This window comes from Citrobacter sp. CK194 (assembly GCF_030333395.1).
GTDB classification, from domain to species: Bacteria; Pseudomonadota; Gammaproteobacteria; order Enterobacterales; family Enterobacteriaceae; genus Citrobacter_B; species Citrobacter_B koseri.
The window spans coordinates 222,617-238,774 of record NZ_JAOWGA010000019.1 but is presented as its reverse complement, the minus strand read 5'-3'; the positions used below and the strand labels follow the sequence as shown (position 1 = coordinate 238,774).

At 49.0% G+C, this 16,158-nt stretch carries 9 protein-coding genes; 4 read left to right on the top strand and 5 right to left on the bottom strand.

Going from position 1 to position 16,158, the window contains the following annotated elements; genetic code table 11:
- Positions 1-216: 216 nt before the first annotated feature.
- Positions 217-1,218 (bottom strand): type I glyceraldehyde-3-phosphate dehydrogenase, encoded by a 1,002-nt coding sequence (gap, locus tag OGX80_RS17280; protein WP_115181324.1) that lies wholly within the window; start codon positions 1,216-1,218, stop codon positions 217-219.
- A gap of 182 nt (positions 1,219-1,400) precedes the next feature.
- Between gap and OGX80_RS17275 the strand changes: the two genes are divergently transcribed.
- A complete protein-coding gene (locus tag OGX80_RS17275) occupies positions 1,401-1,742 on the top strand; it encodes a helix-turn-helix transcriptional regulator (RefSeq protein WP_071818848.1) in 342 nt (113 codons plus the stop codon).
- Between the two features lie 211 nt (positions 1,743-1,953).
- Here OGX80_RS17275 and OGX80_RS17270 read toward each other — a convergent pair whose 3' ends face one another.
- Positions 1,954-2,856 carry a LysR family transcriptional regulator gene (locus OGX80_RS17270; RefSeq protein WP_012131418.1) on the bottom strand — a complete coding sequence of 301 codons (903 nt, stop codon included), beginning with the start codon at positions 2,854-2,856 and terminating at the stop codon, positions 1,954-1,956.
- A gap of 525 nt (positions 2,857-3,381) precedes the next feature.
- Here OGX80_RS17270 and OGX80_RS17265 point away from each other — a divergent pair.
- The 3 genes from OGX80_RS17265 to OGX80_RS17255 all read left to right on the top strand — a co-directional run bounded on the left by OGX80_RS17265 (position 3,382) and on the right by OGX80_RS17255 (position 6,298).
- A complete protein-coding gene (locus tag OGX80_RS17265) occupies positions 3,382-4,062 on the top strand; it encodes a hydrolase (protein ID WP_115181323.1) in 681 nt (226 codons plus the stop codon).
- 65 nt (positions 4,063-4,127) lie between these two features.
- Positions 4,128-4,406: a XapX domain-containing protein gene (locus OGX80_RS17260; RefSeq protein ID WP_012131415.1), complete on the top strand. Its 279-nt coding sequence runs from the start codon at positions 4,128-4,130 to the stop codon at positions 4,404-4,406.
- Positions 4,403-6,298, top strand: a complete 1,896-nt coding sequence (locus tag OGX80_RS17255) for an amidohydrolase (RefSeq protein ID WP_115591146.1) — start codon at positions 4,403-4,405, stop codon at positions 6,296-6,298. Before OGX80_RS17260 ends, OGX80_RS17255 begins: the two co-directional genes overlap by 4 nt.
- Positions 6,299-6,595: 297 nt before the next feature.
- Here OGX80_RS17255 and OGX80_RS17250 read toward each other — a convergent pair whose 3' ends face one another.
- The 3 genes from OGX80_RS17250 to OGX80_RS17240 form a co-directional block, all read right to left on the bottom strand.
- Positions 6,596-8,107 (bottom strand): EAL domain-containing protein, encoded by a 1,512-nt coding sequence (locus OGX80_RS17250; RefSeq protein WP_115181321.1) that lies wholly within the window; start codon positions 8,105-8,107, stop codon positions 6,596-6,598.
- A 62-nt stretch (positions 8,108-8,169) separates the two neighbouring features.
- Complete coding sequence (locus OGX80_RS17245) at positions 8,170-8,751, bottom strand: LuxR C-terminal-related transcriptional regulator (RefSeq protein ID WP_047462248.1); 582 nt, start codon at positions 8,749-8,751, stop codon at positions 8,170-8,172.
- A gap of 97 nt (positions 8,752-8,848) precedes the next feature.
- Positions 8,849-15,808 carry an autotransporter outer membrane beta-barrel domain-containing protein gene (locus tag OGX80_RS17240; protein ID WP_115181320.1) on the bottom strand — a complete coding sequence of 2,320 codons (6,960 nt, stop codon included), beginning with the start codon at positions 15,806-15,808 and terminating at the stop codon, positions 8,849-8,851.
- Positions 15,809-16,158 lie beyond the last annotated feature (350 nt).

Below are 16,158 nucleotides of genomic sequence, written 5' to 3'. Positions count from 1 at the left end.
TTACTTCCACTCAGCGGTATAAAATATGTCACGCTTATCATGCCTGCTATTCCTTTTCTGTCCGGTTCCTTTTCTTACGCAGTACGAAGCCATGTTTGCCGTTTTCATTACCTGAACGACAGCGCACATCAACAATAAAAATCTGACATAACCTAAATTTATATCACCATTTAAAAACCCCCGCATTTTTGTGCAGGGGTTTCTTTTCAACAGAAATCAGAGGGAAATATACTTCTTCAATACTCTGACCAACTGGGTCACAAACCCGTATTCATTATCATACCAGGCGACCGTTTTGACCAGTTGCACGCCATCAAATTCTGTTACTTCCGTTTGGGTCGCATCAAAAACGGAACCAAAATGGATGCCAATAATATCAGACGATACAATTGGCTCATCCGTATAGCCAAATGACTCATTATCAACTGTTGCATTTCTCAGCGCGTTATTGACCTCTTCAACGGTGACGGTCTTATTCAGGACGGTCACTAACTCCGTCACTGAACCCGTTTTTATCGGAATACGCTGGGCATGACCTTTCAGTTTCCCGTTAAGTTCAGGAATAACAAGACCAATCGCTTTGGCCGCCCCTGTCGTATGCGGGATAATATTTTCCGCCGCAGCACGAGAAGCCCTGAAGTCTTTACCTCGGGGACCATCCACCAGAGCCTGGGTGCCGGTATAAGCATGTACCGTCGTCATCGTACCGACGTTAATACCAAAGGCGTCATTCAGGGCTTTTGCCACCGGCGCCAGACAGTTTGTCGTACAGGACGCAACGGAAATAATGTTATCAGCAGAAGTGAGCGTTTCATCATTCACATGATAAACGATGGTCTTCATATCGCCAGCAGGCGCGGAGATAAGCACTTTTTTCGCTCCGGCTTCAATATGGGCATTCGCTTTTTCTGCTGAGGTATAAAAACCGGTACATTCCACAACAACATCAATACCCAGGCTACCCCAGGGGATATCACCCGCATTTTTCTCAGCAAATACTTTGATGACTTTACCATTGACGATAATTGAACCGTCAGCATGGGAAACCGTGCCGTTAAAGGGACCATAGTTTGAATCATATTTCAGCAAATAAGCCAAAACATCCGGCGAGGTGAGATCGTTTATAGCGACAATTTCCACATTCAGTTCGGTTTCCAGAATCCGGCGTAATACCAGTCTACCGATACGACCGAAGCCATTGATGCCAATTCTTTTCATATTCAATCCTCAAAATAAAAGCACTCATAAGACACTACCAACATACACAACAAGGTTGCCGATGCTGTATAATTTTATTGCTGGTTATCATCAAAAAAACTGCACAATAAAGTTCGATATAAGCATTATGATTATGATACGTTGATACATAATCAATAACCGAAAATGGCAGATGTATTATCATGTACAAAAGTGTGCTCGACGTTCTACTTGAATGGCTCCACAACAATACAGACAAACCATTACGAATTACTGACATAGCCGCGAGATCTGGATATTCTCCCTGGCACCTCCAGAGAATATTCAAGTCGCATACCGGCGTAACCCTTGGTCAGTATGTAACAGAGTTAAAATTAAATAAGGCCTTTGAACTTTTATCGACAACCAGAACACCGATAATGGATGTGTCCTTTATCGTAGGTTTTTCCAGTCAGCAAGCCTTTTCAAGACGATTCCATCAATACTTTGGGAAAACGCCAGGACAAGTCAGACGCGATATGACAGAAAAAAGAGAACGCGTTTAATTTCAACCGAACATCAGGCAAGCATAATTTTAAAGAGCAACGAACATCTTATCCCTTCTGGAATACCAGGGATTACATCACTTTGATGATCATATGATAGTTATCAGCGTCGGCTTGACACGGCCATTTTATGTCACTGCCTGAGCCCATCAATACTCAAATAACATATTCACTATCCTGATTTAGTTGACAACATCAGCCCCTACATCACTCATGTTTTTTTAATCGGGTCGACGATGCCGGCAATTCTTTCGGCCAGAAATGGCAATAAGATCCGGGTCACTGCGCTGCGCTGGCGATGTTTTGGATACAGCGCGCTGATCGTCAGCGGAGGCGGCGAGTAATCAGACAATATCTGCACTAAAGCGCCTTGTTGCAGCGAGTCTTCAACGATAAAAAGCGGCAAAAGCGCAATACCGGCCCCCGCTTCTGCGGCCTCGCGGATCACGTCCCCGTTATTACTGCTCAGATTGCCTCGGACGGCATACGTATTCGGTGAATTTTCCTCCGTCAATTTCCAGCCGAATTGCCCCTCCCGACCATACAAAAGGCAGCTATGCTGCGCCAGTTCAGAAGGCGCCAGAGGCGTACCGTGCAAACGGAGATAATCCGGGCTGGCGCAAATCACCATCGGTAATTTACCCAGACAGCGAGCAATTAAGGTAGAGTCCATCAGGTTCCCGATGCGCAAAACCATATCGTAGCCTTCGCCCACCACATCGACATATCGGTCATTCATATCAATATGAACGGTAAGTTCTGGATGCGCCGCCTGAAATTCAACAATCAGGGGGGCAAGTCGCCTGATGCCGTATGTCATCGGCAGGCTAATCCTGAATGACCCGGCCAGTTTTTGCTGCCGGGCGGAGATAACCTGCTCGGCTTCATGAACCTCTTCCAGAATGCGCCGGGCATGATGAAAAAAAGCCTGGCCGGTATCCGTAACGGACAACTTTCGGGTATTTCGCACCAGTAATCGGGCTGAAACTTTTTTCTCCAGCGCGGCCATTCTTCTGCTGACAAATTGTTTGGATAGACTCAGGTGTTCGGCTGCTGCTGTAAAACTTCCCATATTTACGATGGTTACAAAAATTCGAATATCTTCTAAATGCATTACTGTCACCAGATACGGGACGTATGATTGTCCTGTTATGAATACAGTCCCTATAATAGTTTACCGGTGGTGAAATCGTAAACCCCATGAGTCATGACAAGGAACAATATTTAATAAATAATAAGTTTCCAAAAGTTTTCTTAAACATGTTGTATAAAATTCTTAAACAAGACATGAGAAAAATATGATTGTCACATTTTAAAAGACAGTGAGTAATGTTTTTGAACATTGATGTTAGCCATAAAACTTCTAAACTGAGTCTGTCGTCACATTCTGACCGACAGCTCAAAATGATGGTAAAGATATTCCCCTGTCATTAATCAGATGACGGATGGATAACAAATAAAAAGGAAGAGTACGCGGATAAGGAACGAACATTGCTGACAGCACGTATACCGTAACATGAAATAAATGCGACGGGAAAATGTTGAACGTCAGGAAGGAATAACACGGCATTATTCTCTTCGGGAATGCGCATTTCTAATCATGTTGTGCTTACACTATATTAGTTCAGGAGAAAGTGATATGTCTCATTACCTTGATGTCCTCACCCCGCAGAACAGTCAACTGATTTTTATCGACCAGCAACCCCAGATGGCCTTCGGGGTACAATCTATTGACCGTCAGGTACTGAAAAACAACGTTGTTGGCCTGGCCAAAGCGGCAAAACTGTTTAATATCCCCACCACCATCACGACCGTAGAAACCGAAAGTTTTTCCGGTAACACCTATCCCGAACTCCTGGCCGTTTTCCCGGAAAACAACATCCTGGAACGTACTTCAATGAACTCATGGGACGATCAGAACGTTCGTGATGCGCTGGCGGCGAATGGTCGTAAGAAAGTGATCGTTTCCGGTCTGTGGACGGAAGTCTGTAACACCACGTTTGCCCTGTGTGCAGTCAAAGACGCGGATTATCAAATCTATATGGTTGTTGATGCTTCCGGCGGCACCTCCGTTGATGCGCACAAATACGCTATCGATCGTATGGTTCAGGCAGGCATCGTACCGGTAACCTGGCAGCAGGTCATTCTTGAGTGGCAGCGCGACTGGGCCCGTAAAGAGACCTACAACGGCATTATGGATATCGTGCGTGAACACTCCGGCGCCTACGGCATGGGCGTCGATTATGCCTATACTATGGTTCATAAAGCGCCTGAGCGCGTACAACACGGCGAACGTATCGGCCCAACCCCGGCTAAATAACACCTCCAACTGATTTACGGCAGGCGTAATGCACCACGCATTGCGCCTGTCCTGATGAGGTCTGCATGAAAATGTATATCCTTTCTCTGGGTGCCGGACTTCTTGTCGGCATTATTTACAGTTTGCTGAATGTCCGCTCCCCCGCCCCACCGCTGATAGCCCTCCTTGGCTTGCTGGGAATGCTGGTCGGCGAACAAGTTATTCCGGTAGGCAAACAACTTCTGTCCGGCACAGCCTTTTCTTCGGCCTGTACCAAAACCCATGCCATCAGCCATATCTTCGGGCAGCTCCCCGGCCGCCAGGCAGCTGAAGACAGTCATTCCTCAGAGGAGAAACGCTCATGACACAACATGTTGTCGCAGACGTTATTCTGCATCATGGTCTGTTTACCACTCTCGATAAAAGCAACCCAACCGCCAGCGCCGTCGCAGTCAAAGACGGGAAGTTTCTCGCGGTTGGCGGCGACGCTGAAATTATGGCCTTCGCGGGTCCGGCAACCAAAGTCGTCGACCTGAAAGGCAAACGGGTATTACCCGGGCTGATTGATAACCATACGCACGTAGTACGCGGCGGGCTTAATTACAATATGGAGCTTCGCTGGGATGGCGTACGTTCGCTGGCTGACGCGATGGATATGTTGCGTCGGCAGGTAGCCATCACCCCGGCACCGCAGTGGGTTCGCGTGGTTGGCGGTTTTACTGAACATCAGTTTGTGGAAAAGCGTCTGCCAACTATCGAAGAGATCAACGCCATTGCGCCGGACACCCCGGTGTTTCTGCTGCATCTCTATGACCGCGCGCTCCTGAACGCCGCGGCTTTGCGTGCCGTCGGGTATACAAAAGAGACGCCGGAACCACCCGGAGGCGAGATAACCCGCGATGCGAAAGGCAATCCTACCGGATTATTACTGGCACGCCCCAACGCAGGCATCCTTTATGCCACGCTGGCCAAAGGCCCCAAACTGCCGTTTGACTACCAGGTTAACTCCACCCGCCATTTCATGCGTGAGCTGAATCGTCTGGGCGTAACCGGTGTCATCGACGCTGGTGGCGGATTCCAGAATTACCCCGATGACTACGCCGTTATTCAGAAACTTGCAGATGAAAATCTGATGACCGTGCGCCTGGCCTATAACCTCTTCACGCAGAAACCCCAGGAAGAGAAAGAGGATTTTCTCAACTGGACCCGCTCCGTCACCTACAAACAGGGTAACGACTACTTCCGCCATAACGGCGCCGGTGAAATGCTGGTATTTTCAGCGGCGGATTTCGAAGACTTCCGCCAGCCGCGACCGGATATGCCGCCGGAAATGGAAGGCGAGCTGGAAGAAGTTGTTCACATTCTGGCGGAAAACCGCTGGCCCTGGCGTCTGCATGCCACCTATGACGAGACCATTTCTCGCGCCCTCGATGTTTTTGAGAAGGTCAATCAGGATATCCCGCTTGAAGGGATTAACTGGTTCTTCGACCACGCCGAAACAATTTCTGAGCGTTCAATCGATCGTATCGCGGCGTTAGGCGGCGGTATTGCGGTTCAGCACCGTATGGCATATCAGGGTGAATATTTCGTTGAGCGTTACGGTGCCGGCGCTGCGGAAGCCACGCCGCCCATTGCCCGTATGCTGGAAAAAGGGGTGAAAGTGTCCGCCGGTACGGATGCCACCCGCGTAGCATCCTATAACCCGTGGGTTTCTCTCGCCTGGATGATCACCGGGAAAACCGTGGGAGGCATGCAGCTTTATCCGCGTCGTAACTGCCTGGATCGGGAAACAGCGCTCCGAATGTGGACGGAGAACGTCACCTGGTTCTCCAATGAAGAAGGTAAAAAAGGCCGTATTCAGGCCGGTCAGTTCGCTGACCTCATTGTGCCGGACAAAGACTTTTTTGCCTGCGCCGAGGATGAGATCTCCTTCCTGTCTTCAGAATTAACGATGGTGGGCGGAAAAATCGTCTGGGGGGCGGGTCCTTTCGAATCCCTGGATGACAATCCTGTCCCACCCGCGATGCCGGACTGGTCGCCAACGCGCACCTTCAAAGGCTACGCCGCATGGGGAGAGCCAGAAGGCGCGGGGAAAAACTCGCTTGCCGTACGACAAATGGCGATGGCCTCCTGCGGTTGCTCTCACGGCTGCGGCCTGCACGGGCACGATCATGCTGGCGCATGGACATCCAGCCTGCCGGTATCGGATCTGAAAGGGTTCTTTGGCGCGCTTGGCTGCTCCTGCTGGGCTGTCTGACCGTGGAACCTGACATGACATTTTCACAACGTCTGACGCATGCCGTTCGCCCCCTTATCGGGGCGGCGGTATGCCGTTGGCTGGCTGGACGTGCAGAAAAAGACGGCTGACGAATAAAAAAACATTCAGCAATGGCGGTAATCCGTGGTGGATCATTCGTGACAGTCGTGAACTGGATATCGCCCGCCACCAGGGTAAATATGTGGCTGAGATCGCGCTAAAACTTAAACACATGCGCATATTACTCCATGTAATATGCGCATGATATATCGATAACTTTCGCATTATTATCAGAAATTAACACAGTAATACTTTGTCGCTCTGAATAATATACTGCATTAAATGAAAACTGGACAATGGCATTGACCAGTAATTCCCCTGTTGTAAAACAACACCGCGCAGTGATAAATAGTGGTACTGCTGATCATTTTCAATACCATCCGCGATAATCGTATAATTTTTATTTACCGCCGAACGAATAATATCATCAACACTCGCGACAGGTTCTTTGGAGTCCGAGATTAATCCGGTAATTGACTTTTCAATTCTGACAGCATCAACCGGAAGATATAAATTACGGTCAGCATTTAAACGCTCTAAAAATAAGGAACTCATTTTAATTTTAATGCCTTCGACACGTAACCTCCTGAGAACAGAATCAAACTCAAGCGTTGTATCACGATAAACAACCTCAGGAAATTCCAGCGTCAGTTTTACATCGCTGGGCAAGCGTTTTTGAAACTCAACAAACGAATCAATAAGTTCTGGCATAGCGATCATCGATTCACTAAGTCGGAAATTAATGTAGAATGTTCTCGGCAGTCTGAGGCGTAAAGAGAGTATATCTTTTTCCACCTGTCGTAAAATGAAGTTAACTAATGGAGATATCATCCCGGTTTTATTTGCCAGAGAGATAATCTCTTCATTAATAACGGATGTATCGTTCCCCTTCTTCCATCGCATGACCACTTCTGCGCCATATAACGCCCCGGAAGCACAATTCATGACGGGTTCGTAATAAGGAACGAACTGCTGTTTGCGCAGCCCCCGGCGAAGTTGTATATACCGGGACATCGCGATTCGTTGTAGCGTATAGTTAAACAGAAAAGCGGCAGGAACGGCAATCGCTGCGGATAAAAAGAGAATAAAAATAAAGTTAAGAACAGAAGCAATGCCCGTATGTTCCGGGTATTCCATTACCTGATAATCAAACATATTAGATTGTTGCCAGGCGGCGTTTTGAAAATCAATACTATTTGTACTGATTAACTTATCATCGGAGAGAATATTTCCATTCACGTTAACAAGTAAACGACTGTCTGCAAGCAGCGACTTAAACCAGTAGGTACTGATCGTCACCACTATTGCGTTATTTCCTCTCACAGTAACGTAGGCTAATACAGGCTCCCCGCGAAATGCCGGCGTTTCATCAACTAAAAATAGCCGATTACCGTTCTCCCCTGCGGTTAAATTGCTGAGTTCAGGTTTCGCCATCCCGGATGAGCAATATACCTGCGAATCCTGCAACAGGAAAATGCCCCCAATATGCGGATAACGGTGTATCTGTTTCGTCAGCATACGCACCGTTTCATCTGAGCAGCGTTCTGTTAAATGCGCGGTCAACGAATCTGATATCTGTTTCGCTTCAAACAGCAGCGAATCTACGCGCTGGATTAATGCTCTTTTGTCATTATCTACCCGGCTGGACGCACCCAGCCAAAAAGTCACCATGCCGGTTATAGTGATGGTTAAGAATACGATCACAAAAACTAGCTTGTTTCCCACCAATCCCCCAGCATGTTGTTTCATTGAGTTCTGTAAAAGTCCCTTTAAATATAAGCAAGACTCATTGTCATCCTGGCTTACGTAGATTAAACCTCTATTAAAACCTCACTACGCCTTTTTGTAAAGGTTTCAGGCGTGATGACAGAGAGTTTAACCGGTTTTCGCATTTGATTGTTTTTATACTCAACATACTCATGCCACAATCTCAGCCAGGCCAGATACTCAACGAAAAACTTTGTTGTTTTATTGATGCTCAGCTTTCGCAAGGCGTTCATTTTTTGATTACTGATCGTCTTTTCGCTGACCTTGAACTGTTCTGCAATTCGTCGTTGACTGATCCCCTGACAAACTTTTTTTATGACGCGTAACTCACTTACGGTTAATACTTCTCGCTTCCGTCTGACAGCGGGATGAGATTTCGTTTTTGATAGCAGCGTTTCGATTTTGAATTTTCTGTTTTTCTCGGTGAGATAAATACGCCGACAATGTGAAAAAATCAAAATCGGTTCATGGAAAAAAGGCATCTTTGCCTCTTCAGTATCAAGCATATAGAGACAATCGCGCCCCGTATCAAACACAATCAAATTACGGGTGGTATTCAATGCCATTCTTTCTACTAATGCGCTAACCCCAAGATGGAAAAAACTATTTTCTGAGATTACAATCATTCATCCCTCACTCTATTCTTCCTGAAGAAAATTGTTTTTTAATGTTATAAAGATGAGAACTCACGACAGAAAAAGGGGGCACGACGCCCCCTTTCTGCTATTTAAAGTTATATTTAATCCCTATCATTGCTGAGGTGTCATTGTATCCTTTATCGCCCAGCTGGACGCCGACATTCCCCCAGACATTGAGTTGTGGATTAATTTGTCCCTCAACGCCCGTTTTTATTTCACCCAGATTACGCGCGCCTTCCTGCCGGATGCTGACACCATCCATTTTTGTGCCGAAATCGCGCGTATTGTGGAGCCAGTTCACTTCCACGAACGGCTGGAACTCGCGCGCTTTGCCTTCATCAATCACGCTGTGGCCCTTCAGGAAAGTACGGACGCCCAGTCGGGTCTGAACGTTGCCGTCCCCTTCACCGCTGATACGTGTGCCATTCGATTCACGATGATCGTCAGCTTCGACGCCCATCCAAATGGCCTGCGCCTGCGGCTGGATAAACCATTCATTTTTAGAGCCCTTACTTCCTGCAAATTCACCCAGCTTGTGGGTGTACCCCAGCTCCAGCGACCCGGTGATCCCTTTAGATTTGTACGATTCGCTCTGAATGTCCTGGCCTTTGACGCTGTTATTAAACCAGCTGTACTGTGCCCATGAATCCAGATAAGCGCCCTGATGCGTTTCATCATTGGCATACCACGTTGCATACACCCCGGCGCTGTAGCCGTTCACGGAACCGTCAGAGCGATACCCTGTCGATGAGGAGCGCGTGTTGCTGCTGTTGTGTCCATATCCGGCCATGACGCCAAAGTGCCAGCGATCCAGTCCGTCGCCGCTCCAGCGGGCAACATCGCCCCCTACCTGCATCACATAGCGGTTACTCTGGGTTTTAAGCTGACCGGAGCTGTCCCGCCAGGCATTATGCCCACCCGCCTGACGCATCCACATGCTGGTGACTTTCTTCTCGCCCGTCAGCGCGTCAATGTACTGCGTTTCGCCAAGACGATCGTGAAGCCGCGTGACAAACAGCGTATTGGCTGCCGCCAGGTTAGCTGTCCAGGAGCCCGGTTCAGGACGGATATCGGGTTCAGGTTTCGGACCCGGCCCCGGATTTGGATCTGTCTTATGACTGGTTAAATACCAGTTACCGTTGTTGTCGCCCTGACCACGAGCCAGTGAATAATCATACGCCCCGGCCACAATCCTGCCGTCCTGCGTAAACTCACCGTCGGATTGACCATCAACATGAATCACTTCAATGCCATTGATCGTCTGCGCACCAGAACCGCCAGCATTCGTCACGCTGACGCCGGTTGTGCCAGAGGTGTTTCCTTTAACAATCAGTTTATCCGTGACGGAATTATCATCATTCAACGCGGTATTCAGATGAAGATGACCGCCATCTCCCTGATAGTTCCCGTTTACCACAAGCTGATTACCGGCATCTTTACCTTTGCTTCCGGTCCAGATATCGCCGCTGTTCGTCAGATTGCCGCCTACGGTAAAGCTGACAGGTGAAGAAGCCGCTCTGCGAACCGCGCTGACGTCATCGCCAATCAATAACGTGCCCTGGTTAGCCATATTTCCGGCTACGCCGCCAAACCCGGATAAGCGCCCGTCTTTCCCGATATTGACCTGATGACTGGCCAGCGTGAACGCGTTATCCGCGCTGCCCAGAGTCAGACCACCGGCGTTGATATCCGTCGCGCCGGTCCACTGGGCGCTGTCGCTAAGCGTGACGTTGCCGCTGCCATTCTTCACCACGCTCCCGCTGCCTGTAACACCGTTCTCCAGCGACCAGTTTTCGTGAGTGTTCAGCACAAACTTACCGGCATTCTGAATCGCGGAGGTGCCTAACTGCTGCGCGGAAGAGGCCGTCAGCGTGGAGTCGTTGTCGATGTCGAAGGTCCCGGCAAAATGGCTATTGTTGCCAGCAAGCACCACATCACTGGCATCCAGTGCGACTTTCCCGGCATCGCTGATGCTGTTGTACAGCACGCCCGTGGCGTTGCTCAGATTAAGCAGCCCGGCGGCAACAATATCTCCGGTTCCCAGCCCCAGCGTATTATCCAGCACCGCCGTCGCGCCCTGAGCAATCGTGGTCGTCGCCTTCAGCCCCGTATTCGCCCCGGAGACATTCAGGGTTCCGCCTGCAACGGTGAGCTCCCCGTCGCCCGTCAGTACGCCAGACGCTTCACCGCCGTTTGTCAGCGTCAGATGACCGCCGTTCAAATCGGTCAGAGAGCCGCTTTCAGCCGTGAGCTTGCCGATGGTTTGTGAATGACCGCGCATATCAAACCCGGTATCGCCAGCCAGTTTCAGTTCGCGGGTATTTCCCAGCACGTTATCGTTCAGCATCGCCAGATTACCGCTGCGCACATCGGTGACGCCGCTGTAATCATTATCCATATTCGACAGCGTCACCGTCTGGCCTTTCTGGCTGTCAAACGCCAGATCGCCGCTGCCGGTCACTCTGGCGCTCAGGTCAGCCGCGTTGCCGCTTTTCCCGTTCGCATCAAGGATAAGCGCATCGGCGTCTTTACCCAGCAAATCGACCTGGGTCAGGCCATAGCTGACATAAAGTCCGTCATCACTGTCACCGCCGGTCAGACGATAGTCATACGTTCCTTTCGCCACCACTGCGCCATTCTGGGCGATATCGGCAGTGATGCTATCGCTGATCACATTACCGTCTTTATCTTTCAGCACCAGGTTACCGGCGCCCCCCTGAACGGCGGTGTCAGAGGTCGCCAGTTTAATCAATGCCTGCGCGTCATCCTGTTCCAGTATTGGACGATGCGTATCAGCCTGAGGACGATCGTTACTGACCGTTCCGCTGTCAACCTGAACCGTACCGCGACCAGAGAGATCCATCGCGCCAGCGTGAATCGTTCCTAAAGCCGTTGGGTTACCCGGAGTTACGCCGTCAAACTGTACGGTCCCCCCTTTGAAATCCAGACCGCCGATATTCTGCTCGCCGCTGCCGACATGGGTAATGCTGCCATTTCCAGCTTGCAGCGTAGCGTTGCTAAGCGCCTGAGTATTCAGACCGTCAAGTTCAAAACGGCTGTTAGTAAGCGCCAGCGTACCGGCAAAACCATCTGCGGCATTATTAGCATCAAAGTTGAAGTGGTTATTCGCCGTATCAACGGCAACAACTCCCGTCCCGGCAAGATGGCTTTTAAAAGTCACATCCGCCGTATTCTTAATACTAAGCTGGCTGGAACCGTCAATGGTGTATCCGGTTCCCGCGCCATCAAGTTCGTCGTCACCCAGCCCCAGTGCAACGTTGTCGAGGGTAAAAACAGAATTATTCGCCAGCGCAATATGCTCCATGCCGTTAATGGCATCAGCACGGGTTAAAGTGTATGACGAATTCTCAAGCTGTAATGTGTCGTCGCCGCTGCCGCCATTTAATGATGTGAACAATGAACCGCTTTCATTCTCGCTGATATTCTTCAGAATGAAGTTATCTTTGCCGCTGCCACTGGTAATGTCAGTCGCAGTGCTTCCTGATTCAAGGATCACCGTATTGTCGCCATTAAGCAGATTCACCTGACCGACAATATTTGCCCCACTGGCATTGGTGAAGGTAATCCCGTTACCACTGTTCATTTCCAGCGCAGTGTGGCTGGCATCCAGCGCCAGGATATCGCCTTTATTGATAAAGCTCTCAAGTACGCCGTTATTCAAATCGACCACCGCCGCCTTGTCAGACACCGAGGTCAGTTTGCCGGATTGCTCTACATTCTTCGTCGTCCCCTGGACAACCAGCGCTGATTTCCCGTCACTGTCCAGGACGTTAACGCTGGCGCCGGTTTTCAGGTCGGTGGATGCTCGGGTAATAATCCCGTTCCCCTGGGCACCGTTCACATTGATCACCAGATCTCTGGAGTCAGACATATCCAGCGTCTGATCGGTGTCAGAGCCATCAGCCACGTTCTCAAACAGTATCCCTGTACCGCTGCCATTAATATTGATCGTGCCGGAGTTGGTTTGCGCCATCGATGCGCCGGTGTGAACACCCACGCCATTACCGACATTAATCGTGGTATTTTTCAACTGAATACCGCTAATCGCGGCTTTGTTTTCAATTGCGTTGCCGCTACCAGCGCTATCCATTGTGATAGTCGCACCATCAACCGTCAGGCCTTTCGCGCCAGTATCCAGTAAGATCCCGTGAGCGGTGCCCGCCGCCCGGGTTTCACCGTTACCATTCAGCGCCAGCGTGGCGTTGTTCCCAACCAGATAGGCAGCCTGGCCATCCGTTGCGGTCACCACGCCACTGTTGGTCACCTCTGAGTTAGCGCCCTGAATATTAACCGCCACGCCATTCACAGTGACATCAGAATGGTTTTCCAGGATCCCGCCATCCACCAGTATCCCGGTACTGTTGTCAGCCGTGAAATCAATCGAGCCTTCATGGATCAGACGGCCGCCATTTCTGGCGATGTAGCCAAATGCGCCGTCTGCCGTGTTTGCTGTCTCCAGCACCGCATAACTGGTTAATACGGAGTCACCTTTTTGCGCATCATTAACGGAGCCATCAAGGTTGTAATAGTTACCATCAACAATGCCGGCAGTGGTATCTTTCCCGGCCACCCTGACAATAACCGCATCCGAGGTAATTTCGCCCGTCGCGCCTCCTTCAATTCGGATGCCCGTCGCTCCTGTCCCCGTGACGCTAAGAGCAAGTTTACCGGAATCAAAATGGCTACCAGCACCGGTTGTCCGAATAATCGTTGCGCCATCACCAGAAGCGTTTAGCTGCGCTGAGCTATCGGCAGAACCATAGAAGCTGGCGCCTCCGTCAACGCGGTACAGCGTGGCATTCTGGGTTGACGCGTCCTGAACGCTGGAGGCCGCGTTTTTGATAGTGGAACCCGCGCCAAAAATATAATAGCCCGTCTGATTAACGCCATCTTTGAAATTGACAGTACCATTCTCGGTAACATCAATTTCACCTTTATCACGCGCATGAACCCCAATAGCGCCATCACCACTTAAATTTACGGTGCCAGACAATATTGCCAGAGCCCTTTCACCCTGGACGTAAATACCATAGTTGGCATAGTGGGTTACTGGGTCCAGTCCACCATTAATATTAATCGTGCCCGAACTGGTTATCTGACCATTTTCCAGCACCTGTATCCCGGTACTGTTCAGGCCGTTCAGATTAATGATGCCATCATGAACGACTTTAGCGGCCTGGGTTCCTGCGCGTGCAATAATACCAATATTCGAAGAAACGGACTCCCCGGTTACAGCACCATTGATATTAATGCTCCCTTTTTGATCGAGAGTTGCATTCCCGCCAACATCAATCGCTGTCGCATTCTGGACTTTACTGCCAATAATAATCTGTGAAGTATCGGAACCGTTATAAGTACCATTACCGTACAGATGAACCCCAATTGACTGTTGCTTGATCGCGATATCCGTGTTTGCATCATCAGGTGCACGCTGCGCCAGGCGACCAATATACAATGTGCCCCGGTTATTAAAGGTGGTGTTTTGTTGGGTAACGACGCCGATGTTGGCACCATTACCTAATATACTGTTCGCCTCATTACTCGCTGCAATATTAATAGCACCATCATTATTAAGCGTGGCATTACCGCTCATCAACACGCCGGTATTACCATAATAGTTACCTCTGGCCGCAACATTTATCACGCCGCTGCTGTTGTTATTAATTACAGAGGAACCATTAGCCAGAATGGCAGTATGCGCACCTTGTGCTACGCCCGCCGCCCCACTTGAGAAAAAATCCGCCATTTCGGGATTCGTGCCCGCATCAATAACACCGTTGTTATCAACAAAAGACGTATTTCTCGCAGCAATGATATAAGCGCCGCGATAAGTATTACCTGCGGTACCAAGGGTGCCGTTGTTTGTCAGTCTGGCGCCATTTTCCAGGTTAACAACCGTGGCATCCGATCCCACTAACTGAATGTTGGCATCCTTATCGATAACCACATTGGTGCCGCTGCCCACGCCATGAATATAGGATACCGCATCCCTGTTAACAAAGGCTCTGATGGCATCATCAGCCGCAATACTCCCCGTATCAGCGAAGATCCCGTGCAGTGAGGTATCCCTGGCTTTATTCAGTTCATCAGCATATTGCGCCTCCGTTAGCTGAATTTGCCCATCCTGGAGCGCCTGAATCAACGCATCGTTATACGCCTTGAACTCATCAATGCTGGTAATATTCTGCTTACCAATAACGCTGTCAAACTCACCAACAAAGTCAGCCGCCGTCATCCATGCCAGTGCATTGCTGGCGTCTTTTATATTGTTATCACTATTCCCCAGTTGAACGACTGTTTTAGACTGGTAGTTAAGGCTGCCGCCATTAGTGACATGATAAGCAGACGATAAGTTTTGCGTATTTACCGAACTTTTCATGATAACGTTGAACTGGTTATCCGCAGCACCGACCCAATTCCCCGTTTTCTGACCGACATCGACATCAAGAGAAGCGCCCGCCCCAACCTGATACAAATTACGATCGACATACTGACCATCTTTTCCGACGGGTTGAGAAACGACAACCCGGAAATCTTTGGCCGCTTCGGTCTGCATATCATTGTTATCATAAACTTTCATCGTTACCGTGCTACCGGTAACGGGATCGGTGTAATTTATAGATTTGGTCTGCGAGCCCATACGGAAGATATCTTTATCCACCCATTGCCCGGAATCGCCGGTAATTAACCCATCCTCTCTGGCCTGACCAAGCGTTGTCCAGGTATATCCTGTTTCTCCTCGCTGTATTCCAGAAAAACCGCCTGTCAAATGCGTGGAACCAGAAATAATCTCTTCAAACGGATCCTGAGGAGAGAAATCATAAACCTGTAAATCGGCGGCGAATGTGCCAGTCGTTAAAATACACGAAATCGAAACAGCCAGCGCACTCATTAATGGGTATTTTAAAAGACTGCCAAAACTGGTGTTCCCGGCCGTGCTTTTACAATAACCACGCGCTAATTCAGATGCCACGACAAATATATTCAGCCTGGAGTTCCAGATGACTTTAAACACTTTATTCATAATTTTACCATTATTCAAAACGCCGCATTGATACGTGGCAAAACATTAAAAAGACACCATTCGCCCCAACGCATCGACTAGCAAATATCGATTTCTTGCCAGACAAGAAATCCAAATCGTTAAACAACCAATACTTCTCAGAACGTGGCGAGTTTATCACAAGCAACAAACATTGATCGATTACAACGATCGTATAGTTAATTTTGATAGGTGTTAACTATTAAAATTCAAATGATGATCGTTCATAGCGATCAATGCAGGAAAATAAAAATCATAGAAAAAACCGATATTTCCTTTTTAACCACATGATTTATATAGGTATAATTAATTACCTGACTTATATTTTTTAT